At 35.5% G+C, this 26,437-nt stretch carries 22 protein-coding genes and 1 pseudogene; 7 read left to right on the top strand and 16 right to left on the bottom strand.

The window, feature by feature from the left end:
- A partial coding sequence (locus BA053_RS00635) for a glutamate--tRNA ligase family protein (RefSeq protein ID WP_245611534.1) occupies window positions 1-399 on the bottom strand: 399 nt, incomplete at its 3' end.
- A gap of 150 nt (window positions 400-549) precedes the next feature.
- Between BA053_RS00635 and BA053_RS00630 the strand changes: the two genes are divergently transcribed.
- Window positions 550-1,254, top strand: a complete 705-nt coding sequence (locus tag BA053_RS00630; protein WP_065094791.1) for a hypothetical protein — start codon at window positions 550-552, stop codon at window positions 1,252-1,254.
- 70 nt (window positions 1,255-1,324) lie between these two features.
- Window positions 1,325-3,391, top strand: coding sequence for an acetyl-CoA carboxylase biotin carboxylase subunit (locus BA053_RS00625; RefSeq protein ID WP_065094792.1), 2,067 nt, complete (start codon window positions 1,325-1,327; stop codon window positions 3,389-3,391).
- Here the strand turns inward: BA053_RS00625 and BA053_RS00620 are convergent.
- Genes BA053_RS00620 through BA053_RS00595 form a run of 6 tightly spaced genes read right to left on the bottom strand, consistent with a single transcriptional unit; the run spans window position 3,340 to window position 8,166 of the window.
- Window positions 3,340-4,614, bottom strand: a complete 1,275-nt coding sequence (locus BA053_RS00620; protein WP_245611037.1) for a COX15/CtaA family protein — start codon at window positions 4,612-4,614, stop codon at window positions 3,340-3,342. The genes BA053_RS00625 and BA053_RS00620 overlap by 52 nt on opposite strands.
- Window positions 4,572-6,170: a glycosyltransferase family 2 protein gene (locus BA053_RS00615; RefSeq protein WP_065095486.1), complete on the bottom strand. Its 1,599-nt coding sequence runs from the start codon at window positions 6,168-6,170 to the stop codon at window positions 4,572-4,574. The genes BA053_RS00620 and BA053_RS00615 overlap by 43 nt, the downstream gene beginning before the upstream one ends.
- 14 nt (window positions 6,171-6,184) lie before the next feature.
- Window positions 6,185-6,661, bottom strand: coding sequence for a F0F1 ATP synthase subunit B family protein (locus tag BA053_RS00610; protein WP_065094793.1), 477 nt, complete (start codon window positions 6,659-6,661; stop codon window positions 6,185-6,187).
- Window positions 6,662-6,669: 8 nt separating this feature from the next.
- Window positions 6,670-7,149, bottom strand: coding sequence for a F0F1 ATP synthase subunit B family protein (locus BA053_RS00605; protein ID WP_010962584.1), 480 nt, complete (start codon window positions 7,147-7,149; stop codon window positions 6,670-6,672).
- Between the two features lie 3 nt (window positions 7,150-7,152).
- Window positions 7,153-7,380: a F0F1 ATP synthase subunit C gene (locus BA053_RS00600; protein ID WP_006014985.1), complete on the bottom strand. Its 228-nt coding sequence runs from the start codon at window positions 7,378-7,380 to the stop codon at window positions 7,153-7,155.
- Window positions 7,381-7,440: 60 nt separating this feature from the next.
- Window positions 7,441-8,166 carry a F0F1 ATP synthase subunit A gene (locus BA053_RS00595; RefSeq protein WP_065094795.1) on the bottom strand — a complete coding sequence of 242 codons (726 nt, stop codon included), beginning with the start codon at window positions 8,164-8,166 and terminating at the stop codon, window positions 7,441-7,443.
- 231 nt (window positions 8,167-8,397) lie between these two features.
- Here BA053_RS00595 and BA053_RS00590 point away from each other — a divergent pair, with 231 nt between their 5' ends.
- Window positions 8,398-8,679 carry a hypothetical protein gene (locus BA053_RS00590; RefSeq protein ID WP_065094796.1) on the top strand — a complete coding sequence of 94 codons (282 nt, stop codon included), beginning with the start codon at window positions 8,398-8,400 and terminating at the stop codon, window positions 8,677-8,679.
- 17 nt (window positions 8,680-8,696) lie between these two features.
- On the opposite strand, the pseudogene BA053_RS08675 reads toward BA053_RS00590, so the two are convergent.
- Window positions 8,697-8,852: pseudogene (locus BA053_RS08675) on the bottom strand (WPE palindromic element domain-containing protein); the annotation flags it as partial.
- Between the two features lie 156 nt (window positions 8,853-9,008).
- On the opposite strand from BA053_RS08675, the gene pheT reads away from it, so the two are divergent.
- On the top strand, window positions 9,009-11,348 hold the full coding sequence (gene pheT / locus BA053_RS00585; protein WP_065095485.1) for a phenylalanine--tRNA ligase subunit beta: 2,340 nt from the start codon (window positions 9,009-9,011) through the stop codon (window positions 11,346-11,348).
- Here pheT and BA053_RS00580 read toward each other — a convergent pair.
- Both BA053_RS00580 and BA053_RS00575 read right to left on the bottom strand, forming a co-directional pair.
- A complete protein-coding gene (locus tag BA053_RS00580; protein ID WP_065106652.1) occupies window positions 11,339-14,098 on the bottom strand; it encodes a coiled-coil domain-containing protein in 2,760 nt (919 codons plus the stop codon). The genes pheT and BA053_RS00580 overlap by 10 nt on opposite strands.
- A gap of 58 nt (window positions 14,099-14,156) precedes the next feature.
- Entirely contained in the window at window positions 14,157-17,489 is a 3,333-nt protein-coding gene (locus tag BA053_RS00575; protein WP_065106651.1) for a class I tRNA ligase family protein, read from the bottom strand.
- Between the two features lie 176 nt (window positions 17,490-17,665).
- Between BA053_RS00575 and BA053_RS00570 the strand changes: the two genes are divergently transcribed.
- Window positions 17,666-19,132 (top strand): peptide MFS transporter, encoded by a 1,467-nt coding sequence (locus tag BA053_RS00570; RefSeq protein ID WP_065106650.1) that lies wholly within the window; start codon window positions 17,666-17,668, stop codon window positions 19,130-19,132.
- Window positions 19,133-19,271: 139 nt separating this feature from the next.
- On the opposite strand, the gene miaB is transcribed toward BA053_RS00570, so the two are convergent.
- From miaB to hemJ, 3 genes are all read right to left on the bottom strand, one after another.
- Window positions 19,272-20,591: a tRNA (N6-isopentenyl adenosine(37)-C2)-methylthiotransferase MiaB gene (gene miaB / locus BA053_RS00565; protein WP_065094723.1), complete on the bottom strand. Its 1,320-nt coding sequence runs from the start codon at window positions 20,589-20,591 to the stop codon at window positions 19,272-19,274.
- Window positions 20,592-20,776: 185 nt separating this feature from the next.
- Window positions 20,777-21,106: a hypothetical protein gene (locus BA053_RS00560; protein ID WP_156518006.1), complete on the bottom strand. Its 330-nt coding sequence runs from the start codon at window positions 21,104-21,106 to the stop codon at window positions 20,777-20,779.
- A 53-nt stretch (window positions 21,107-21,159) separates the two neighbouring features.
- Window positions 21,160-21,588 (bottom strand): protoporphyrinogen oxidase HemJ, encoded by a 429-nt coding sequence (gene hemJ / locus BA053_RS00555; RefSeq protein WP_010082641.1) that lies wholly within the window; start codon window positions 21,586-21,588, stop codon window positions 21,160-21,162.
- A gap of 55 nt (window positions 21,589-21,643) precedes the next feature.
- Between hemJ and pdhA the strand changes: the two genes are divergently transcribed.
- The gene (gene pdhA, locus BA053_RS00550) at window positions 21,644-22,624 is read left to right on the top strand and encodes a pyruvate dehydrogenase (acetyl-transferring) E1 component subunit alpha (protein ID WP_065094725.1); all 981 of its coding nucleotides are present in this window, start codon (window positions 21,644-21,646) and stop codon (window positions 22,622-22,624) included.
- Window positions 22,625-22,729: 105 nt separating this feature from the next.
- Here pdhA and BA053_RS08255 read toward each other — a convergent pair whose 3' ends face one another.
- A complete protein-coding gene (locus BA053_RS08255; RefSeq protein ID WP_255356226.1) occupies window positions 22,730-22,852 on the bottom strand; it encodes a hypothetical protein in 123 nt (40 codons plus the stop codon).
- Between the two features lie 180 nt (window positions 22,853-23,032).
- On the opposite strand from BA053_RS08255, the gene BA053_RS00545 reads away from it, so the two are divergent.
- Window positions 23,033-23,956, top strand: coding sequence for an RluA family pseudouridine synthase (locus BA053_RS00545; RefSeq protein WP_006279888.1), 924 nt, complete (start codon window positions 23,033-23,035; stop codon window positions 23,954-23,956).
- Between the two features lie 7 nt (window positions 23,957-23,963).
- Here the strand turns inward: BA053_RS00545 and BA053_RS00540 are convergent, their stop codons facing one another.
- Window positions 23,964-25,226, bottom strand: a complete 1,263-nt coding sequence (locus BA053_RS00540; RefSeq protein WP_065094726.1) for an MFS transporter — start codon at window positions 25,224-25,226, stop codon at window positions 23,964-23,966.
- A 61-nt stretch (window positions 25,227-25,287) separates the two neighbouring features.
- The coding region (aspS, locus tag BA053_RS00535) for an aspartate--tRNA ligase (protein ID WP_065106648.1) at window positions 25,288-26,437 on the bottom strand (1,150 nt) is incomplete at its 5' end.

Genomic DNA, 26,437 nt, shown 5'->3' with positions numbered 1-26,437 from the left:
AGGCTTTACGTCTGATGTCACACTAATACATTTGTGCTTATATATCTTGCCCTCTTCTCTTGCTTTTATTTTCTTTTCTGCAACTTCATTTTCAGGACAGTAACAGTGATATGCCCTACCCTTCTCAACTAAAAGGTTTGCTACTTCTTTATGCCGCTCTATTCTTTTTGATTGATATACTATTTCCCCATCACAGCTCACACCGAGCCATTTTAGCCCTTCTATAATTGCATCAATTGCTTCTTGCGTTGAACGTTTTCTGTCGGTGTCTTCAATCCTTAGCAAAAACCTGCCACCATGATGCTTTGCATAGAGCCAATTGAATAAAGCAGTACGAGCCCCTCCAATGTGCAAAAACCCTGTGGGTGATGGAGCGAATCTAGTGACTACGTCTGGCATGTTATTGTTACAGTAAAGTATAGGCTATGATACCCAAAATCCACGTTTGTAACAATGTGGAATTTATTTATTCTGAGAGATAAGATTTACTTGTTTTTCATAAAGTTATGTTGTATAATTTAGTGTTGGTTAAATATAGCGAGGTATGTTATGATTGGATCTGTAGATATAGAAAGCTTGCTCGAACAAGCTAATATAAGTTGGAGCCACACTGGTCCATCTGATAAAATAAAACTAATAGTGTGGGGAGACAATCTCTTGCATTTAGCTGCAAGAACAAAAAATATTGAAAGATTTTTGTTCATTTTCAAAAAAAGTATTGAAAGTGATGCTCGTTTATTAGAGTACAATGACGATCATGAAAATCCATTCCATATAGCGGCGAAGATGAGGATATTACCGGATGTAGTGAGAGGAATATTTGAGCATTTGGATTCTTCGGAAAAAGTAACAAAAGAAAAATCAGAAAATTTTAAAAGTTACATTAAAAATGCATTAGGCAATAGATGTGCGTTAGATAAATCTAAAAGGACTCCTCTTGATTGGGTTAGTAAGGATGTTAAGAAAGAAGTAAGAGAAATTGCAGGCATAAAAGACAGTCTTATATGTAATCAGAAGTTTCACCTGTGTTTATATATAGTAGGAGCTATAGCGTGCATTGCTGCTTTATGTTTGTCTTTATACTTTTTATTTTTAGTTTCTCAATCTCTTGCACTGGCTACGATGGCTGGGATAGTTTCTGGTGGGGCTGCGTATCTGTCAGGCAAAGTGTGTAGTGAGATACATAACTTGCATGACATGAGCACTCCAGTGGAAACTTTTAGTAGTACAGATCTTGCAAGGGTGGCTGTCTGATATATAACAAAAAGTTGCAGGCAATGATATAGAAATTTACTTTCTCAGCTTAAGAAAGTATACTTATACGATGACGGAAAAGAAGTACAGTAAGATTTTAATAGCAAACAGAGGAGAAATTGCCTGCAGGATTATCAGAACTGCTCGTAGGATGGGTATATCTTGTGTATGCATATATTCGGATGCAGATGTAAATTCTGTGCATGTAAGACAAGCAGATGAGTCAAGATATATCGGCCCTTCGCCATCTTGCCTCAGTTATTTAAACATTGAAAAAATATGTGAAGTAGCAGTTGAAACAGGTGCTGAGGCAGTTCATCCTGGCTATGGTTTTTTAGCAGAAAATCCAGATTTTCCACGTGCTTTGCAAAAACACAATATAGATTTCATAGGTCCCAGTGCAGAAACAATAGAAGTTACAGCCAACAAAATAACAGCAAAAGAAGCGGCAAGAAAAGCTGGAGTGAATGTAGTGCCAGGATATATGGGTAAGATCAGCGATGCTGCCCACGCAGCTCAAGTTGCTAAAGAGGTCGGTTTTCCCGTTATGCTCAAAGCTGCATCAGGCGGTGGTGGCAAAGGAATGCGAATTGTAAACTCCAAAAAAGAAATTGAACTAGCATTTACATCAGCCACAAATGAAGCAGAGAAAAGTTTTAAGGATGGCAGTATCTTTATAGAGAAATATATAGAGTTGCCAAGACATATTGAAATACAAATCATAGCAGATAAATATGGCAATATAGTTTGTCTTGGAGAAAGAGAATGCTCGATACAAAGGAATAATCAGAAAATAATAGAAGAAACGCCAAGTCCATTCATTAGTGAAGAAGTAAGACAAAAAATGTATGTTCAATGTGTTTCTCTGGCAAAGCAAGTTGGCTATTTTTCAGCAGGCACTGTTGAGTTTGTTGTAGATAAAGACCAAAACTTCTATTTTCTTGAGGTAAATACGAGATTGCAAGTTGAGCATCCAGTAACAGAATTTATAACTGGAATAGACATAGTAGAAGAAATGATTAGAACTTCCTGTGGAGAGAAATTGAGATTCAATCAGGATGATATTAAACTTACTGGTTCTGCAATAGAAAGTAGAATTTGCGCTGAAGACCCATCGAAGAAATTTTTCCCTTCCAGCGGAAGAATAAAATATTACGATAAACCGGGTGAAAATGATTATGTAAGAATAGATGATGGAGTTGCTGCAGGTTCAGAAATTAGCACGTTCTATGACTCAATGATTGCAAAAGTTATAACATATGGAAAAGATAGAGTAGAAGCGATCAGCAGAATGCAAAAAGCATTGTCTGAATGCTATATAGAAGGAGTAACAAATAATATAGAATTTCTAGAATCCATCTTCCATCACCCAAATTTTATCGCAGCAAAGCTCCACACGAGATTCATTCCAGACCATTACCCCAGTGGGTTTCACGGCGATTTTGTTACAGAGGAGTATATTAAAATATTTATTTTCACTGCGTTATATGTTCATTTGGAAAATGAAGAAAGGTACTATTACGAAGCAGTGAATAAAACATCTCAGGTGTCATTCCAGCGCGTGACTAGTAAAAAAGAAGGGGCACCAGTATCAGCTACTCGGATGGCAGGTGACCGTGCAAGAGATTTATTCATAGTGAATATAAATGACAATGAGTACTCCGTAAATGCAAAATACCAAGATAATATATTAATAACAGTATATAATCACAATAAATACTCCGTTATAGGCAAGTGGAAATCAAGTCATAAATTACTATATATTACAATTAATGATGATGCTGATATAACATTTAAAGTAGAAAAACAAGGCAGTAAATACTTCATAAGACATGCAGGCATGAAAGCTGAATGTTGTGTATTCAAATCTCATGTAGCTGAATTAAGTAAGTTAATGCTAAACAATAAAACAGAAGAGATTTCAGTAGATGCTGTAAAATCCCCAATATCTGGCTTATTAGTTAAATTACACGTAAATGTAGGAGATCAGATAGAAATAGGACAACCTTTATTTGTGGTGGAGGCAATGAAAATGGAAAATATCATATGTGCTGAAGCAGCAATGGTGATAAAAAATATTCCCGTTCAAGAAGGAAAAAATGTGCAGATTGGTGATGTAGTCTGCTTTCTTAAATAACACAAGAAGTACAAACTTGACCCAAACAAGATAAATGAAAACACTTGATGAGCTATGGCAATGGCTATTGGTATGTGTAACAAAAGAGTAACCACTCCTAAAATTATCTGAATGATCATGGAGAGCAGCATAATATATACCGGTTTTACGCTAGCATTTTTTACTGTGAGTATTACTACCAAAGTTAGTATTAGCAATGCCAGTGCTCGATGTATAAATTGCACTGTCGCTCTGTTCTCAAAGATATTCAGCCATATAGGCTGTAAGAAAAATAAATCTTCTGGAACGATTTGTCCGTCCATTAGTGGAAAGGTATTGTAAATCAAACCAGCATTTAATCCCGCAACAAATGCGCCGAAAATTATTTGTATTACAATTAGAATCAGAATAAGTATTGTGTAATATATACTACTGTTAGTAGATTGAAATCCTGTCATCCGAGTAGCTGACACACAACTGTACGAACGCTTACTTTTGAAAATAAATTGCACAGCAAATGGTGTCATGAAAGTAGCTGACACTGGAATCCAGCTTTTACTATGCAGCCACTTATTTAAAGTTAAGTTTTCTGGATCCCAGTGTCTGGGCACTGGGATGACATCTTTCTTGGTGAAAATTACTCTTATACTGCAATGTTCGTATAGTTGTGTACGTAACACTGGGATCCATATTTGGTAATCAAAAAATTGATATGACAATAATGCAAAGATAATTAATGCTAATAATAAGTGAAGTGCAAGCCTATAGTGGCTAACATGAGGTTCAGTTACTAAACCACTTTTAACCATATACCAACCAGCAAAAGCTTGTAAAGCTCCAAATAATAATGCCATAAATAGCCTTATTACTACCTTTTTAGATATTTTTCTTCTTAATGTGAAATATATAAATGGCAGGACAAAAACTAAACCTGTTAGTCTTGCAATTAATCTATGCACATACTCTATTAAGTATATAGCGCGAAACTCCTCCATACTCATACCATAGTTGAATGCTTTATACTCAGGTGTAGCTTCGTATTTTAATTTTTCTTGTAGCCAGTCTTGCTCATTCAGTGGTGGTAATGTTCCAGTAATAGGTTTCCACTCCGTGATTGACAATCCTGCTTTTGAAAGTCTGGTAAATCCACCAATCCCCACCATGAGAATTACCATAATACAGCAGAGAAAAAGCCAAATAGCTACAGGTTTTGCTTCCATAAACCATGCTGAGTTTTGTTCCATCGCTCAGGGTAAAGAATAAATTCCCATAAGGCAAGAAAAGCTGCAACACTATGTAGCAGACTATAGACCGGAAAAAATATCGATACTATATAAAAATAAAAAGGCATCTTTTGCTGTTTGACAGCTATTACCAAAAGAATCAGGTTAGTAACGTATACCACTACAAAGTAGTACAAAAATAATTCATTTAAAACTTTAGTTAATATCAATGAAAGCAGTAAAAATGGAGTAGTAAAAAATATAAAAGCTGCAGAGCCAACAAAAAGATTCAATAGCAAAATTCCCTTAAATCCAGTGTGTTTATAAAGTGACTTTATATTTTTTAAATGAACAATATAAGTTTGCATATAGCCTTTGATCCAGCGCGCTCTTTGCTTAATCCAAGCAAATACAGCAATTGGTGACTCTTCCAATGTTTCTGAGTCAATCATCCTGGTTTTATATCCCATTTGCGCAAGTCTCAAACCGAGGTCAGCATCTTCGGTAACACTGTAAGCATCCCAGAAAAACACTTTTTTTAGAATTTTTACTGAAAAATGATTACTGCTACCACCCAAAGGCATTGGCATGTTCATTTTTTGGAATCCAGGCAATAAGTATTGAAACCAGTTCATATACTCCAGAGAAAAGGATTTTGTGAGAAAATTATAATCACAATTATAGTAATTTAATTTCGCCTGTACACAGGCTAACTTATCGTCGCCCTTATTAAATTCAATCAGTGCTTTTTTTAACTGCAATGGGTCTGGTTTATCGTCCGCATCATATATTACTGCATACTTTCCTCTAGCAAAGCTCATAGCATAATTGCATGACTTGGCTTTTGTTCTAGGCAAAGAATGAGGCACTTTTATTACTTCAAAATACTGCAGTAAAGTGTACTTTTCTATAGCTGCTAGCGTTTCTTGGTCATCACTTTCTACCTGAAGCTTCACATCTAATTTTGATTTTGGATAATTCAAACTTTCAATGCTTTCGATCAATTGCTCTATCACTGCACTTTCTTTAAAAGCAGGCAATAAAATAGTATATATAGGAAAATCTTCTTCATTCAGCTTACTATAATCCACTTTTTGGTTGGAGGTTTCACATAAGCTAAAAACTGTAGCTATAAACTTGAATAAATAACTAGAACATCCGATTATAAATATCAACATCAAAGCAAAATATGTATATTTCTCTGTTAGTGTTAAAATTGAAGTTACAATAAAGAAAGAAGCAAAAAATATTGAGCTTAGTTTAATGCTTTTAGCTGAAAAATTAGGATTCTTGTAATATAAGTAGTTGCTTGCAAATTCTGAAATACCAAAGTGCGAGTTAAGAAGATTTAAAATCTGTTCGCTATCCACTTTTATTAATACATAGTCAATACCGTAATGAGCTTCGACCCAACGGTTGATATCTCGGCTTGTGTCTTCAACCATAAAAAAAGTAGTATTATTTAATTTTTGCCAAGGAATTATATTAAATTTATAGTAAAAAAGTTTCTCTGGCTCTTTGCACAAACTAGAATCAAACTTAATTTTTTCTACATTATCAGCTTGAAGTATAGGCAATTGTTGCATTGAACCTAATGCAATTTTTTATTTAAGTCACGTGAAAATGAAGATATGACCTCGCTACTACGCTTATCATCTTTACGTTCATGCATTATTTTTTTTACAGCATCAGCAGCTATATTCGCTGTGTTAGCCTGTAAATCTCCAAGAGCTTTTTCAACTTGGTCAGTGACTTTCTTCAAGTTAGAATGGGCATTGTCATCTAATGTCTGATCTAGCTGCTGTCTATTGTGCTTAATGATACTATTAGCTTTATCAAGTGCTTCATTCATCATTTTATTAACTTCTGCATCTAATTCTTTGTATTTTTTAGAAGATTTTTTGTAATACTCCAACATATCTTTCCTGAATTTTTCAGTTTCTTCACTTGAAAATTTGCTTTTGTTACGCTTATTGTTAAGCGCATTTTTTATCACTTTCTTTAGCAATTTATACGAAAGGACAAAACTTACCAAGAAGGCAAGACCGATAATCAGTGATGTAGACATAAAAACCCCTAAAATTCTTTGGACACCAAGTCAGCAATAAATTCCTCTTCAATTTCAGAATTAGTCAATTTAGTATAATAAATTAAAGCAATACTAGTAGCCATTTGTTTTAACTGATCAGTATATTCAGATTTAAATTCTGCCACTTTTTTTTCAATAAGCTTGCTCTTTTTTTTGTCTTCCTCTTCTAATATATTCTTAACATTAGCTCTCATTTCTTCTACCTGAGCAAGTGCATCATCTATGATTTTTTTTGCCTGTATTCTAGCTTGGGTTAAAGCTGCGTTATACTTGGTAATCTGATCTTCCGTAAGTCTTAAAAGATGAACAGAACTATTAAAAGAACCCAATACTTCTTTACTTCTAGTGCTTATTATTTCATCTAACTTTGGCAAAAATAAACAACTTACTACGAAAAAAAGTGAAGAGAAAAAAATTAAAAACCAAAAAACTTGAGAAAAGAAGGTTGAAACATCAAGCTGTGGCATCTGTTAAGCAGCAAATATTAATAACATTGCAAGTACAAACGCAAGCAATCCCATGATTTCAACCATGGCAGCACCAATATAAACATAACTTTTCATTTTACCTTCTGATTCAGGGTTTCTCGCAATCCCATTTAACATAGCAGAGAAGATATTAGCTATACCTAAACCAGCACCGAGCATTCCAAACACAGCTAAACCAATTGCTATAAATTTTAAAGCTACTAAATCCATATATTTACCCTTAACTATTTCTTTATAATATAATTGTAAAATATTCTACAAGGAAGTCAATTACTTTACTGCATCTGACAAATATACACATGTTAATATAGTAAATATATAAGCTTGTAAAATTGCAACAAATACTTCAAACCCTATCAATGCAATTATGAACAAAAACGGCGCAGGAGTGAGAAATATGTTCATATTTACAATAAACCCTGCTATCACTTTGATGATTGTATGACCAGCAATCATATTTGCTGCAAGCCTTATTGATAGGCTAATCGGTCTTACTAAATAAGCAAACAACTTAATAATAATTATTATAGGTGCAAGCCACGAAGGAGTTCCTTTTGGTAGCAATATGCGTAAAAATTCTACTCCCCTTTCTTTAAATCCAACAATCGTTATATAAATAAAAACCACCATCGATAAAGCAAAGGTGACTATCACATGACTTGTGACCGTGAAACTATAAGGAAGAACACCAACCAAATTACATGATAAAATGAAAATAAACACTGTAAATATCAATGGAATGTGCTGCAAGCCTTTGCTTCCAGTGTTATTTTCTATTATTGAAATAACAAAATCATATACATACTCAACTGCAGCTTGCAAATATCCTGGTATTACTGCCCCCTTCTTTATTCCAAAAAGCAAAAAGAGTATCACCAATATCACCGAAATCATCGTGAAAAGAGATGAATTGGTAAAGCTTACGTCATACCCAAATAACCTAGGTAACTCTATTATTGTATATACTTTAAACTGCTCCAGCGGATTTAATGCCATTTTAATCTGAATTATCAACAGTAAATAAAGTATGAATTTTATAGGACAAAGTCAAGAATTAAGATAGAGCTCTGTGTTATTATAACATTGATACATTAACAAAATATGTAATTAGAGTGTTAATTACAGTCAGCTCTGTATTTTAAAATTTACTAATCTTATTAAATTATTCAATATCTTGACTTAACATTTTATTTTAATTATAATTTAATTTTTAATATGAGGCTTATTATGAATGAAATGGATTTTATTAATCTACCTTTAGATTTAGAACAGGAGCTTGGAGATGGGTACATCAAGCTAACGGATAGTGACTTTAATGGATATACTGATCACCACTCACAAAAAGGTGAAGTACTAGATGAAAGTCACAATGTGATAGGAAACTTCACTATTAATGATTACATCGGTACAGTCTGTGAAAATGACCATAAGTTTAATTTTCATCAGTCCAGGCAGATAACCCTAGAAGGTGACATAGAAAAAATTCTTTCTCTTTACAAGAAGATATAAAGTTACAAAAGCTTCTACATCGTTGCTTGTAATGCTCTAGTGTACAAACATTGCAATTTGTAGATAATTTGCGTAGTAGGTGGTGTCATTCCAGTGCTTGACACTGGAATCCAGTTTTTATTGTACAACCACCTGGTGTACTCATTTAAAATTAAGTTTTCTGGATCCAAGTAGTCAGGGCACTGGGATGACATCTTTCTTAGTTTCTTGTATCACAATGTTCGTACAGTTGTGCTTGTGATACAGAAGTTACCTTTTATTCCATTACAACAAGCTTTAAAAGCACTACATTTTATATTACAATAACTCTTTTATTTCTTTAAAGGTTCATGAAATTCACATTATCTTGGTTATTAGAACACTTAGAAACCAATGCTAGTTTAGAAGAAATTACCGATAAGTTAACTCACATAGGGTTGGAAGTAGAAGATGTGATCGACAATACCAAATTAGCTGGTCTTATTGTTGCAGAAGTATTAGAGGTGATACAGCATCCAAATGCTGATAAATTAAAATTATGTAAAGTAGATGACGGGAGTAAAATTCTACAAATAGTTTGCGGAGCAAACAATGTTAGAGAAGGTATGAAAACTGTGCTTGCATCTCTTGGTAGCACATTGCCAGAAAGTGATTTCACAATCAAGCCCACAAAAATACGAGGAGTGCTAAGTGAAGGGATGCTCTGCTCTGCTTCTGAACTTGCGCTGGTTCAAGAGGAAAGTGAAGGAATAATCGAGCTTTCCGATGATTATAAAGTAGGGGATAAATTTTTCAATTGTGACCCTGTAATTGATATAAATGTTACCCCAAACCGTGGAGATTGCTTAGGCATTTATGGAATAGCTCGCGACCTTGCTGCAACTGGAATTGGGACATTAAAGACTTTAAGCATTCCACAACTTACCAGCTCCATAAATTCACCAATCGATGTTGAAGTTACTGACGGGGAAAGTTTTATTAGTGGAATATACATCGCCAATGTAAAAAATCAAGAAAGCCCAAAATGGTTAAAAGATAGGCTGGAATCGATAGGAATGCGCTCCATTTCTGCAATAGTTGATATCACGAACTATATTATGATATCTTTCAGCCGCCCAATGCACGCGTATGATGCAAAAAAAATAGAAGGAGAGCTCACAGTACGCAAAGCAAACGACGGAGAAAAATTTGCTGGTTTAAACGGTAAAGAATACTTATTAAACAAAGACATGAGCGTTATTTCTGATGATAAAAATATTCATGGAGTTGCTGGAATTATAGGTGGTAAGTGCAGTGAATGTACTTTTGAAACTACCAATATTTTTTTGGAATTAGCTTTGCTCGATCCAATCTCTATTGCTAAATCCTCAAGGGAGCTGAGCATCTCCACAGACGCTAGTTACAGATTTGCACGTTCAGTTGATCCTGGATTTACTTTTGATGGACTCAACCTTGCAGCTAAAATGATTCTGGACTTATGTGGTGGAGAAACCTCAAGCGTAGTGTCTGCTGGCAGTTTAGATAGTGCTGACACCAAGGTGAGCTTTGATTATCAGGATGTGAACAAGTTTGGAAGTGTGTCTGTATCGCCTGATGAGGTGCTTGATATCTTAACGAAACTAGGGTTTAGTATTGATAAAAAAACCGAAGGCAATTGGAATGTACAAGTACCAAGCTGGAGACCGGACGTGACAATACCGGCTGACCTAATCGAAGAAGTAACAAGGATATACGGCTATGACAAAATAAAAGAAGAACCACTACCAAATAATGTTGAAGAAGTAGATAGTACATACGACAATTTGCGTATTTTGATGACAAACAGAGGGTTTCATGAAGTGCTAACCTGGTCGTTTATGAGTGAATCAACAGCTGAAAAATTTGGTTACTCGAATAAGTTATTTATCATCGATAATCCGTTTAACAATAACTTTAATATAATGAGACCAAGTATTATGCCAAATTTATTGCAAGTTACTGCTGATAATATTGCCCATGGAATATCTGATCTTGCAATCTTCGAAATCGGGCCGATTTACGATGGTGAAGCTCAGTCTAAACATGTCTTAAGTGGAATAAGAACAGGAAATAATTTACCGCGAAACCATTATAATACTGATAGGAAAGTAGATGTTTTTGACGCAAAGGCTGATTGCATAGCAGCTTTGGAGTTTTTTAACGTCAATTGCGATAATTTAACGATAGAGAGAGCAGAAAAAGAATATTATCATCCAGGAAAGTCAGGCACCTTATCTTTTAGAAGTAAAATAGTTGGTTATTTTGGAGAACTGCATCCAAGTATACTGGATTTTTTTGATATCAAACAAAAAGTTGTAGGCTTTGAGGTAATATTAGAAAATATCGGAAATTTACCTGTAAGTAGAAAGAAATTTATCGATTATAAATACCAAAGTGTAAAACGTGATTTCGCATTTATTGTAAATAAGGATGTGGAAGTAGGTAACATAATCAATGTGGTAAAAAAAAGCTCAGAGCTCATCACAGAAGTTTTAGTATTTGACGTACACCATGGAAATAATATAGAATCGAATAAGATGTCTATAGCATTGTCAGTTACTTTCTGCTCTCCAACTCACACTTTAACTGAAAAAGAGATCCAAAAAGAATCAAGTGCTATAGTTAATTTAGTATGTGAAAATACCGGAGGAACTTTGAGAACTTATCGTTGAGTCACAATCATAGTTTCCTGCCGTTGCTGTGTCACACTTACTTCATCCAATTTATTTCCAATATTGAATTCAATATCCTTGAAAAATCTATCCCACATTCCATGCAAATGCTCTTCTATTTTAGGCCACACATCATTTTTAAATGTTACCCCATCATCAGAAAATAAATCACCTAAAAAGGCTCCAACACCTTCATAATTTGACTGAAAACATTGAAGAAATGTCTCTCCTTCTTTATAAGTATTATGTGCCACATTTAACGCTTTTCTCTCTGTAGTCTCTTTATAAGCATTTGATGCTCCAATCTTTATTGCACCAAACATAACTTTACTCCAGTTCTTAACTTTCTGTATACAACCTTCACTATTTCCTGGTATATTATTTATTATATCTTTTGTCAAATTATCTATCAAAGGAGACAATAAACCTTGATAAAAGTACTTGATATTATTTTTTGTTTTTATCACAGGACTTTTTATGCATTTTTCTGCCAAATAGTATTCAAGTTCCGCTTCCTCTAACAACTTCTTAACTGCTTCTGTGTTAAAAGTTTCACGCTCGAACTCCTTCAGTAAATCACCCTCTATTATTGCAAACTTTATTTTTTCGCGAGATTCTAGTTCTTCTATATAATCATTTTTTGTTTCTTCATTTATCAACAATCCTTTTTCTTCTAATTCTAACTGTTTTAATGCTTTGAGAATTTCTTGGTTATTTTTCAAATGCTTCTCTATTAATTTTGTACTTGGATGCTGTTCTCCTTTCCTATTTCGCTCACCTTCTAAATATTTGTTTAAATCCTCATTTTCTTCTATTACTTTCCTTAACGATATAGGTTGCTCTAAGCATTCTGCAATTTCCGCTCGGTGCGCATTAATCCTCTGTACTAAATCCGGCTCCTTTTCCTCTAACAGTTTACATGAATCCTCTATACCCTTTGCTTGGCCTTTGAGTACATTTTGTATTTTGCATTTCGTTATTTCTAAATATATGTTTGCTACAAAAGCATTTACTTTATCTGAAGCTTCTTTTAAATTCTCACTCAAAGAACCTTTTATCTCCTTTTCTAAATCCCGAAACTGGTCTATTAAGCTGAGCATGCCTAATAGGCCTAACTCACCCTTGGCTTTTTTCATTACTGATTTTACTAGCCTTTGCTCAACTTCTTGATCATCATACTCGAACTTAAAAAGACCTTCTAACCTTCTTCTTAAAACATCACCTGCTAAATTATTCTTTTTTACATCTCCATATATTTCTTTCAATTTTTCATGTATCCTAATATATCTTTTTTGTCCTTCTTTTTTTAAAAGATCAATCTCTTCTTTAGCATTACCTAGAGCTGTCTCTGTTTCTCTACTATGTATATATTTATAAACATCAATAATTGTTCTCTTAGCTATCTTCCCTTCTTCTTTAAGCCGCTTCCATTCTGCTTTAAATATAGGAAGCTCACTATCATCTAAAACATCCGGTACTTTTGCTCCTGCTTTTTTCAGATCTCTTATTATCACTTCTTTCTCACCTGGTAATTCCTTACCTTGACTCTCTAATTCCTGTCTCACTAAAGAATTTTTTATCTCATCTTCCAGTGAAAAACCTTCTTTCCGTCTATCCAGATGAAACCTAACTGCTTGTATAAAGGCAACTTGATAGGCGTTGTATATTAAGTGAGTTGTCAACTTAAAATCTATGCTACTTACCACTTTTAACCTGAATTCGTCCAACAATTCCTTCAATTTATCATATGTAATCTCTTTCTTTTCTAGCTTTATCAGTTCTTCCATAGTCTTCGCAAATTCCTGAATAGAAGTTGCAAGCACATCCTTGATTTCATTGCGTAAGGGCTTAAGACCATTTTTTAAATTGATGTTAGTTGACAATTTCAGTACGATGCTATGCTCTGAATCCCGCGTCACATCAAACCACTTGTTATTTTCATTTTCATACAAATCTCTAAGCAATCGTTTAAATTGCGGTGGAAATTCTATTTCCATATCCCACGCAATATTTGGTCCAGTAACTTCCTTTTCATGAAAAGACACCTCAATATTTTGATGCTTATTAGAATACCGCCCCATACTTATTTTAAGAGCAGTAACTAAAGAGTGAGATAAATCTCTATTTAAAAGATAAAAAGTAGCCAAAGCAATTGTTGCAGGAACAACTAAGGCTACAAGTACAGCCATATTAACAAAAATTGCTATTGCAGCAAGAACACCATATGCCAATCTTTTTGCTGTACTTTCACTTACTTCACTTTTTTTTGTTTTATTCTCCTCTGAACTGATTTGTGTCTTATCATTTGTTTTTAATTTATTATATACGGCTAATCCTAACGCAGTGAAAACTATATAAGGAAACATTAAAACTGATAGAGCTAAATTTAATACTTTCTTCTCCGGGCAAGCTCGATTTACCTCTTTAAATATTCTACTTGATATATTATACCAAGAAGTAAAAAAATCAGAGTTATAATCTTTATAATGAAATATACTGAGTGGAACGTTAAAATTAGCTAACGGCTCTTGTTCTTCCACAGCATCAAAAAATTCTTCTTCCTCTTCTGAAGTAGCAAGACCTAAATTATTCCCTTCTTCTACATTAGAAACAGGTTCCTGTTCTTCCATAGCATCAAAAAACTCTTCTTCCTCCTCCAAAGTAGCAACAGATTCTACTTTACCTAAATCATCACTATTGTTATTCAAATCAACAACTTTTCCATAATCATCTGCAACAGCCTTATTCATATTATAACCTTACCTCAAGTAACCTAAGTATAGCATAAACAATGACAACTTTCAACTACTAATAATTTAACCTAATACCAACACTTAAATCCTGATATTCTTTAGAATAAAAGTTAGTTCCAATTTCTGTATTAATGTCCAAAGATAAGGTAAGGGTCTGCTCTTTTATATATTCAATCCACGTATTTATTGCTTCCTTAATTTTCTCATCTCCTGTTTTGATTATTACTCTGATTCTATCGGACATATGAAAATCAGCTTGTTTCCTGGTTTCCTGAATGAGCCTCACAACATCTCTTGCAAGCCCTTCTAGAATCAATTCATCATTTAAAGTGGTGTTCAGAATCACAATCCCTTTGTTGGTATCAAACACGGAGGAAAATTCACTGTTTGCTTTTAATAATAGTTCATATTCGCCTTTTTCTATGATGTAATTTTCTGACTCGTCCCCCAAAAATATGAGACCTCTTTCTGTCATTCCAGCGCGTGACGCTGGAATCTGCGTCTGGATCCCAGTGTCATTTACTCGGATGACACCGGATTCAACTTGTTTCCACTTTCCTTGTTTAACATATTGAACCAGTGTCTTAATCTTCTCCGGAACTCTCTTTCCAAGCATAGGGAAGTTGAGTTTTAACTCTAGTGATGCAATATCTTCAAGTCTGTTTACTAACTCCAGTTTTTTTACATTTACCTCATCTTTTATCATCTCTTGATATTCATCTTCAAGAAAACCGCAGGAAGACTGATGATAAATCCTCATACTGCCAAGTGGCTGCCTGATACGTATATTAAAAGTGTTTCTAATAGAGAGTGCAGAGTTGCACATCTCTCTCACCAAATCCATCTTGGCAATGAGCTGACTATCAAACTTCTCTAATTGTGGAAAATTAGCCAAATGAACAGATGTTTCTTCATACTTAAGCCCTTGCCATATAGTCTCTGTTATAAGTGGCAACAAAGGAGCTGCAGCACGAAGTATGTAATAAAAAACCGTATATAGAACATTATAAGCATCAGTTTTATCCTGATCCAAATCACTTTTCCAAAAACGCTCGCGACTGCGACGAATATACCAATTATTTAGCACTTCAAAAAAGTTCATTAAAATTTTGCAAGCCTCTTGGGAGTTATAGCTGTTCATAGAAGCTTGGATACTTTCTACAGCTTCAAAACATTTGGAAATCGTGTAGCGATCAATAGTACTTTGATAATCCTTACACACTTCAGCTTTAATTCCATCTGCATTTGCATACATAGTAAAAAAGTGATAACTGTTCCACATAGGTTTTATTACGTTTTTCAGAACATCTCGTATTGAGTTTCCTTCTTTATCGAGTAGCAAATTACCACCACAAACAATGGATCCAGAAAGCATAAGAAAACGCAGTGCATCAGAACCGTATCTATCAAAAACCTCCATTGGATCTGCATAGTTATTCAAACGTTTGGACAATTTTTGCCCTTTTACATCCAAAACAACACCGTGGCATATGCAGTTCTTAAATGGTTCCCTATCAAACAAAGCAGTGGACAATACAAAGAGCGTATAAAACCACCCCCTGGTTTGCGCTATGTATTCAGTGATAAAATCCGCAGATTCAAACCACTCCTTATTTTCAAACGGATAGTGGACTTGCGCAAATGGCATCGAGCCAGATTCAAACCAGCAGTCAAACACGTCAGGTACACGGCGCATAACTGATTTTCCTGTTGGATCATCAGGATTTGGTCTTGTTAAAGTATCGATAAATGGTCTGTGCAAGTCGTCTATTTTAACATTAAAATCTCTCTCCAGTTCTTCTATTGAACCATATACATCTACTCTTGGATATCTCGCATCGTCTGATTTCCATACAGGGATTGGCGTACCCCAGAATCGATTGCGTGAAATTGACCAGTCGTGTGCCCCTTCAAGCCATTTTCCAAATTGACCATCTCTAATGTGGTTTGGTATCCAATTAACTCTCTTATTTAGCTCTACCATTCTGCTTTTGAATTTTGTAACAGCAACATACCAAGAAGGCATAGTGCGATAGATCAAAGGAGTGTCAGTTCTCCAGCAGTGTGGATAATTGTGAATATATTGCTCAGTTTTGAACCAGTTTCCTTGTTCTTTCAATTTTTTTATTACTGTATCATTGGTATCAAAAACATGAACTCCCGCTAAATCCGAAACTTCAGCAGTAAATTTTCCACTGTTATCAATTGGACAAATAACTGGAATATCATGGCTTTGGCAAAGGTAAAAATCTTCCTCACCAAATCCAGGAGCAGTGTGCACAACGCCAGTACCATCTTCTTCCGTCACATAATCAGCAATAAAAACGCGAAATGCATTTTTTGTGTCTTTAAAATAGTCAAACAGTGGTTTGTAAGAAAGACCTGCAAGATCATTCGCTTTAAGTTTTATATTGCAGTTTTCATATGGAATATTGCTTTGTTCAGAGTGGCTGATAAATTTCTCTAAGTAGCTTTCAGCAAAAATGTATATTTCACCATTCATTGAACTTCCTTCACTACTCCCTGTCATCCCAGTGCCCAGACACTGGGATCCAGAAATAGATTCCAGCGTCACGCGCTGGAATGACATCAAAGGGTGGACTGACACTGCACAATACTTAATATCTTTTCCTATTGCTAAAGCCAAGTTGCTCGGCAACGTCCAAGGAGTTGTAGTCCAAGCAAGTAATTTACACTTTCGTTTAACACTTTTAAATTGCTGTGGGTTTTCTAAAAGCTCAAATGCAACAGTTACAGCTTTGCTAACTTTTTCTCTATACGCGTTATCAAGCCTTGTTTCGAAATTAGATAATGGAGTTTCGCATGCCCAGCTATATGGTACAACGCGCACTGATTCATACACCAGACCCTTATCATAAAGCTGCTTGAATGCCCACATGACCGACTCCATGAATGATTTATCCATAGTCTTATAGTCATTGTGAAAGTCTACCCACCTTGCTTGCCTATTTACATACTTCTCCCACTCTGATGAAAATTTCATCACAGAAGTACGGCAATGATCGTTAAATTTATCTATACCAAACTTCTCTATCTCAGTTCTACCAGATATTCCAAGTTCCTTTTCTGCTCCCATCTCAGCCGGCAATCCATGGTAATCCCAGCCAAATCTACGTTCAACCCTTTTTTGAAGCATAGTTTGATATCTTGCAAATGCGTCTTTGATGAAACCAGTGAGTAAATGTCCATAATGCGGAAGTCCATTTGCAAACGGAGGCCCATCGTAAAAGACAAAACAATTATCCTTGGAACGTTCTTCAACTGACCGCTCAAAAACTTTGTTTTCCTGCCAAAATTTTATGATTTCCTTTTCTAACGATGAAAAATCAGGACTACTTACTGTATCAGGATAATGCTTTGACTTCATGTTCGCTATGTAAAACTAAAGAATATAGGGCTTTCTGAAAAATTACAAATTCAAAAATATTTCCGTAGCTCACACCCCAACAAACTATTCTGCCGAGCTTCCAATACCTTTTTTTAAGTTTTACTTGCAGTTTTTATTGTTTTACTTAACATTAACCCAAGCTTTAGGGGTATTTTATGGATCAGAAGACAGATAAGTTTCCACAATTTTTAAAAATGTTGTGCTTTGTTGAAATGTGGGAACGTTTCTCTTACTATGGAATGAGGGCACTTTTGGTCCTATTTTTGACTTCTCACTTAGGTTTCACTGATGAGAGGGCCTTTACTATTTACTCATTATTTGCTGCAACAGGTTATGCTATACCAATACTTGGAGGTTTTTTAGCTGATAAGTTGATGGGGTTCCGCAACATGGTGTTGCTTGGAGGGATAGTGATGATAGCAGGTCATGCTTGCATGTCATTGGTTAAGTTTGAACCAGGTTTATTATATTTAGGTTTATCTCTAATAGCCATAGGTACTGGTATGTTTAAAGGGAACGTAACTAACTTACTTAGTTCATGCTATGGCAAAGACGATCCTGAACGTAGCAGAGGCTTTACTTTATTTTACGTAGGCGTGAATATTGGAGCAATATTGGCTTCTATTTCATGTGGTTATGTAGCCCACTTGTTTGGCTGGCACTACGGCTTTGGTTTAGCTGGTATTGGGATGTCTATAGGGCTAATCTTTTTTCTCAAATTTCAGAATCTTTTAGGAGATAGCGGCCTTTCTCCTTATCCAGAGCTTATGAATAAGCGCATATTAGGGATTAAAATTTCTGGTATAGTATTGATAGGAAGCTTTCTGTCATCATCAATAATTGCTAAAATGCTTATACATAGTGAATTTTTTACTAATATGCTCATATTTGTTGGAATAACAGCTCTGGGCATATTTACTTATATAATATCTAAATTATCAGCAGAACAAAGACGAAAATTAGTGGCATTATCTATTCTTGTGGTATTTTTCTTGTGTTTTTTTGCTTTAGAAATGCAGCTTGGCTCTTTGGTTAACTTATTCACCGAAAGAAACGTTATTAACAATGTATTAGGTATAACAATTCCAGCTTCAGTTTCTCAAGCCATAAATCCTTTGTCAATTATAATATTTGGCTTTCTTTTTGGAACATACATGAAGTTTAAGCAAAAATATGCAACTTCCATGTTTACCCTTGGCCTTCTGACAATGGCTATGTGTTTTTTCACACTGTACATAGGATGTTTAAACTCTAACATTGAAGGTAAAGTAGAATACTTATATTTAATAATTGCTATCTCCTTTATGGGACTGGGAGAATTATGTATTGCTCCATTAGTCCAAGAACAAGCAACTACACTAGCCCCCAAAAACCTTAGAGGAGTAGTGATGGGTATAGTAATGCTGTCATTAGCGTTTTCTAACCTAGCCGGAGTTGCAATATCAAAATTTATGTCAGTTCCTTCAGTAAATGGTAAAATAAATTATTTAGAATCTTTAGAAATATATAAAGAGGGTTTTTTAAAGGTGGGAATATTTAATTTAATGCTCGTTATTGTATTTTTATTCTTCTTCAATTTTATACATAAAGTTGTTACTAACTCATCTTGTACAAAAAATTGATATAGGTAAGCTCAAATTTGTAGGTTTAAGGTACCCGTTCAGCAGAGGTAGCAATTAAACTTTGTAACTTTTGAAAAAGATTATGATTGCATTTTTTCAATGCTCTTTGCTTAAGACTTATATTTAACGCTGCTTAAAATCAGTGAAATGCACACCCCAGCAAACTACTCTGCCGAGCTTCCAACACTTTCACATTTACTATTTTGTCCCTGTATTTATCTTCAGGGTCATCAATGCACACTGATTGCATATATGGGCTTTTACCAATAATTTGGTTTTGGTGTTTACCTTTTTTATCGCTAAATAGAACAGGTATAGTTTTGCCTACCATACTCTGGTTAAACTCAAGTTGTTGCTTACTAATTAATTTCTGTAAACGAAGAAGGCGCTCTGTTTTAACCTCTTCTGGTACTTGATCTTTTCTTTCCGCTCCCGGTGTGCCTGGTCTTGGGCTGTATTTAAAACTATAAGCCTGAGCATATCTAACTTTTTCTACTAATTTCATAGTTTCTTCAAAATCTTTTTCGGTTTCTCCAGGAAAACCAACAATAAAATCAGAAGAAAATTCGATTTCAGGTTTCAATTTGCGAAATCTGTCTATTATTTCCAAATACTCCTCTGCAGTGTGTTTCCTGTTCATCGCGTGCAATATTTTATTCGAACCAGACTGCACAGGCAGGTGAACAAACGGTATGAGCTTTGGCTCTTCCGCATGTGCCAAGTAGAGAGATTCATGCATATCTCTTGGATGAGAAGTTGTATAACGAATCCTCTCTAGCTTTTCAATTTTAGCAATATGACTAATTAATTTTCCTAAATCCCACACTTCCCCTTCGCACTCCCCATGGTAAGCATTGACGTTCTGACCAAGCAAATTGATCTCATTTGCCCCATTTGCAACTAATTTCAATGCTTCACGAAATATTTCATTTACTGGCCGTGAATACTCAGCTCCACGAGTATAGGGCACTACACAAAACGTACAAAATTTATCACAACCCTCTTGTATGGCAAGAAATGCAGAAGACCCCTGGCTATTGCCATAGCATTCATCTGGCAATTTATCAAACTTTGCAACTTCAGGAAAATCAGTGTTTATTACATGACCTTTACTTCTGCTTGCTTTGACTATCAGCTCCGGTAAGGTAGCGATACTCTGCGGACCAACAACAATATCAACAAAAGGAGCCCTTCTGAACACTTCTTCTCCCTCTGCTTGCGCTACACACCCAGCCACCACTATAGTCATTTCTTTTCGTAACGAATGAATCTTCCCAAGCTCTGAGTAAAGTTTTTCTGCTGCCTTCTCTCTAATGTGACAAGTATTCAGTATCACTAAATCGGCTTTCCCTGCATCACTAACAACGTTGAACCCCAAAGGTTTAATTACATTTTCCATTAAAACGGAGTCATAAACGTTCATCTGACAGCCGTAAGTTTTAATATATAGGCCTTTCATATTTGGTATGTCTTTTTCAAAATTTCTTCACCCTACACGTAAATGTCTAACAGACCAGCGCGTGACGCTAGTGAACTTGCTAGCACAATAGATTTTGACAAAATTATACGAAAAACTGGATCCCAGTGTCAAGCACTGGGATGACAAGTTCTCGGCAACCCCTATGTCATACCATCACGGTATCTCTAGATCCCGCTAACAAGTAGCGGGATGACGGTTGTCAGGGTGTCATGAAAGTAGCTAACACTGGCTTCCATCCAAGAGGGCAGTGCCCTCTTCTTGTCATCCCAGTGCTTGACACTGGGATCCAGGAAAAAGAATGGTGTCATCCGAGTAGCTTGACACTGGCATCCAGGAAACTTAATTGCAAGTAATGCATTGAGTTTGGTGAGTATGGGTTTTGCGTTATAGAATGAAGCACTTTTGGTGAATTTGTAAAGAAAGCTGGATCCCAGTGTCAAGCACTGGGATGACAAGAAAGGGAGCACTGGAATTTTTATTTCAGTATTGTACATTAGCCATGCATCTGAACAGATACGAGCTTTCTGCTTTTTTTGGGTAAGGTCAGTCAAAAAGGTTTTACAACAACCATAATAACTATAACTATTATCAATACTGTAACTGCTTCATTTAAAACGCGAAAATAAATATGTGACTTCTTATTCGAACCCATTGCAAAATTTTTCCTATATTTTGCAAGTAGCATATGAATAATTAACATCAAAAGTATTGCAAATGCTTTTACATGAAACCATCCTTCACGATATGCTTCCCTAATAACCATTAGTGTAATTCCAAGACCAAGTGAGAAAAGCATTGCAGGGTTTATGATATATCTAAGTAGCCTCTTTTCCATTGTTTGAAGCAAGCTATCATTTTCCGATCCCGGTTTTACAGTTGCATGGTAGACATAAAGCCTGGGTAAATAAAGCATACCTGCCATCCACATGATAACAGAGATAACGTGAAAAGCCTCAAGCCAATGGTAATAGTTCATTAGCAAAAATTTAAAATTCCTGGTATTGTGTTAGTTTAATGAAAAAGAAATCGATATGAAAGCAGAAAATTTCACTAAAGAACAGATAATTGGATTCTACAGGAAAATGCTACTCATACGCAGATTTGAGGAAAAAGCAGGACAATTATATGGGATGGGATTAATAGGCGGGTTCTGTCACCTATCAATAGGACAAGAAGCAGTTGCAGTTGGAACTCAAGCTGCATCAAAATTAGGTGACGCTTTTATCACAAGTTATAGAGACCATGGCTTAATGCTCGCATGTGATTCTGATCCAAATGTTGTAATGGCAGAGCTTACCGGCAAAGAAACAGGATGCTCGAAAGGTAAAGGTGGTTCGATGCACGTATTTGACGTTGAAAAAAAATTCTTCGGCGGGCATGGAATAGTGGGAGCACAAGTTCCAATTGGCACAGGAATAGCATTTGCTAATAAATATAAGAAAAAAGATAATGTGGTATTTACATATTTTGGCGACGGTGCTGCAAATCAAGGACAAGTATATGAATCGTTTAATATGGCATCTTTGTGGGAGTTGCCTGTGGTTTACATCATAGAAAATAATGAATACGCAATGGGAACCTCCGTGCAAAGGTCAACTTTAGTAACAGAGTTATATAAAAGAGGAGAAAGTTTTGGTATTCCTGGAAAACAAGTTGATGGAATGGATTTTTTCTCTGTTTATGAGGCTACAAGCGAAGCAGCGGAACACACACGCAGCGGAAAAGGGCCTATCCTGCTTGAAATGAAGACATATCGATATCGCGGTCACTCAATGTCAGATCCTGCTACTTATCGCTTAAAAGAAGAAGTTGAAGATATGAAGCAAAATCATGACCCTATAAGCACTTTAAAGAAATACATGACAGATAATAAAATGGCTTCAGAAGAAGAGTGCAAAGTAATTGATAAGGAAATACGTGATTTAGTAAAAAAGTCGGAAGATTTTGCCAAAAATAGTAAAGAACCAAGCGTTGATGAGCTGTATACTGATATTTATAAATTTGTTAGCTAATTTTTTTATCCAGAACTGTACAAACATTGTATAGTAAACGATGTCATCCAAATAGCTCCTTCTCCCGTCATCCAAGTGCCCTCCTTTTTTTGTCATCCCAGTGCTCTAACTACTTGGATCCAGCTGAGTTGGTGAGTATAAAAGTATAGCTAACGCAAGCTCTACATCATGCCGCCGCGAACCGTCATACCGCGATTCATTCGCGGTATCTCTAGATCCCGCTAACAAGCAGCGGGATGACGGTTGTCAGGCTAGCTGTCATCTCAGTAGTCTCCTTCTCCTGTCATCCGAGTAGCTGACACTGGTTCCTTTATGACGGCAGTAGCCCCTTCGGTGTCATTCCAGTGCTTGACACTGGAATGACACCAATAATTGACATTTCACTAGATATTCATTATAAAGAATGGAATGCTACAAAGTATAAAAACCATATTAATAGAAGACGATAACGTTAGGCTGGATAGGTACATCAGAAGAATCTTTCCTGATTTAAAGCAATCTGTAATTGAAAAATCTTTAAGGAAAGGATTAATCAAAGTTGATGATTGCAAAGCAAAGTCCAGTGATAGAGTAAATTCTGGGCAAACTATAACGCTGAAGCACTTGAATTATATTGAAAACGCTAATTCTGATCGCAAATATAATGAAAAGTTAGTGAATCTACTAAGAGAGAACATATTATATGAAGACGAATATATACTAGCTATAAACAAACCCGCAGGGGTCATCGTTCAAGGTGGCGTAAAAGTAAAGATTAGCATGAGTGATTTGCTTGACCAAATAAGAGAGGGAGAAACATTTAAAATTGTCCATAGGCTAGATAGAGATACGAGTGGAGTGATAATATTCGCACGCAACGCTAATGTTGCCAGATACCTTATGGAAGAATTTAAAGGACGAAGAGTAAAAAAAACTTATTTAGCATTAACTTCTGGCATACCGAGCAAGGATAGTGGAACAATAGACTATCCATTGGTGAAAAAATATGTTTCAGGTCAAGAAAAAGTGGTCGTTGATGAAAATTCACCTCAGAATGCCACTACGCATTTTTCAATTATAGCAAAATCCAAACACAATGTTGCTTATTTAAAATTACAACCAATTACCGGCAGAACCCATCAGTTACGTGCACATTTAGCTCATATAAATTGCCCTATTCTTGGTGACGGTAAATATGGTGGTAAAAAAGCTTTTATTGATGGGATAGCAAATAAAATTCACCTTCATTCGCATTCTTTATCTTTAAAACTGCCAAACAATAAAGAAATCACTATCACCGCTCCTATCACTAAACACATCGAAAAATCCATTGAAGCGCTATTTTTCGACTGAAACGATTTCACCAATCAACTTTTCTGTCTTTGGCTTTAATTTGAAGCACAGATATTAGGCTAATTAATGCGCAGGCAGTAAGATAAATGCCTGCTGCAAGTTTTGTTTCGGTTTTTTCTATAAGCCACATGCATATGGATGGAGAAAGGCCACCAAATATTCCTGCAGATATGTTATGTGCGAGGCTAAAGCCCGTGCACCTAACTTTCGTTGGAAATAACTTGCAAGCAAGAGAATTATATATTCCAAAAGATGCACTTATTGGTATGGTTATTAGCCAATAAGTGGGCGTTATAACATAGTGGTTATCATAGGACAGTAGCGAAAATGCCGGTAAGCTAGCGCAAGCTAATACTATTAGTACAGGAACCATCACGTTTTTCCTCCCAACTTTATCAGATAACGTTGCGAACAACACTGCAGATGTTCCAAATATAATTTCGCTTATAATTCTTACTACATTTTTAATATCGATGCCTGACAGGGTAAATTCTTTTACAGATATGTTGTAAAACATGATTGCTGAATAAACGATTGCATTTTGAGCAATACCAAGTCCAATTGCTATCACAAATGCTTTTTTATAGTCCCTGATTAACTCTAAAAATGGAGAATTAGATAAGCTTTTATTTTGATCGTGCACTTTATATGCTAAGCTCTCTTCCATTATATATCTTGTTAAAAAGCCTATTATGCCCATAATGAAGCAGAAATAGAAGGGCAACCTCCAGCCCCAAATTTCATAATTTTCACCTGTAAACTTTTTGCAAACAGCTATCATTACAAAGCATGTAATAGAACCAAGAGCACCACTAAAAGCTTTCATGCTACCTAAAAAGCCTAGATTTTTTTTATCGCTTGAATGCTCTATTAAAAAAGCTGAATTGATACTTGTTTCTCCACCTGCTGCCATTCCTTGTGTTATTCTACAAAGCAGAAGCAGTATAGGAGAAAATATTCCTATTTCTTTAAAGCTTGGTATAATCGCAATTGCAGTAGATGATATCGAAGCTAATATTACGGAAGTCAGCAAAATTTTCCTTCTGCCGTATTTATCTCCAATGTAACCAAAAATAAATGCACCAAGTGGTCTAAATCCAAATCCAATTGCAAAACTACCAAGAAATTTGATTGTGTTTAAATAATCGCTTTCTGAAGGAAAAAAAACATTGCTTATTATATGTGTTAAAACTCCAAATAGAGTTAATTCATACCATATAATCATGTTGCAGATTATGCCCGATAGTATTGCCTTTTGGATGTTAGTCATAATCTTTCGATTTAACATAACCTAATATATCATTAACCGGTGCTCCTTGCTATAAGATTTTTCACTCAATGATCTGCAAAGACAACTCACGTAAATGCTTATCCTCCACCTTGGAAGGAGCACCCATTAGAACATCTTCACCTTGCTGGTTCATAGGAAAACAGATTACTTCACGAATATTTGGCTCATCAGCAAGCAGCATAACTATTCTATCAACTCCTGGTGCTATTCCACCATGAGGAGGAACACCAAATCTGAATGCACGTACAAGTGCACCGAATCTTGTATCAACTTCTCCCCGGCTATAACCTGCAATGGCAAAAGCTTTATACATGATATCCAGTTTGTTATTACGAATCGCCCCACTTGACAGTTCTATTCCATTGCAAACAAGATCATATTGGTAAGCAAGGATATCCAGTGGATTTTTGTCCTCTAAATCTTTCAGACCACCGTGTGGCATGGAGAATGGGTTATGAAAGAAATCGATTTTTTTACTTTTATCGTCATATACAAAATATGGAAAATCAATGATCCAACAAAACTTGAAGATATTATCATCTATAAGACTGAGTTCTGACCCTAAAAGAGTGCGTACTTTTCCTGCAATGTTTGCCGCCTCATTCTCTTTGTCAGAAGCAAAAAATACACTATCTCCTGGCTCTATGTTTGTTGCTTCTCTTATGTGGTTTAGCCTATTTTCATCAAGAAATTTAGCAATTGGGCCTTTCGCAGTTCCATCTTTATCAAACGTTATATATCCGAGACCCTTAGCACCGAATTCTTTTTGCGCATGTTCTATCTTTTTATCAAAGAAGCTGCGTGGTTCCTCTGCTGTTTTAGGTGCAGGGATGGCTCTCACTACCATACCACGCTCAATATTGCTTTTGAAAATATTGAACCCTGAATCACGGAAAATTTCTGTAACATCGCTGATTAATAGTGGATTACGCAAATCTGGCTTGTCAGAACCATACTTAAGCATTGCCTCTTTGTATGTAATGCGTGGAAAATCTTTATCGACAGACTTGCGAGAAAATTTGGCGAACACTTTATATAAAGCAGATTCAATAACGTCAAATATGTCCTCTTGAGTCACAAAAGACATTTCAAGGTCTAGCTGGTAAAATTCCCCAGGAGAGCGGTCAGCCCTTGCATCTTCATCACGAAAACACGGTGCGATTTGGAAATATTTATCAAACCCTGAGACC

The organism is Wolbachia endosymbiont of Nomada ferruginata, from assembly GCF_001675785.1.
Taxonomy (GTDB): Bacteria; Pseudomonadota; Alphaproteobacteria; order Rickettsiales; family Anaplasmataceae; genus Wolbachia; species Wolbachia pipientis.
The sequence above is the reverse complement of the archived record's forward strand: the minus strand, read 5'-3'. Positions and strand labels throughout refer to the sequence as shown.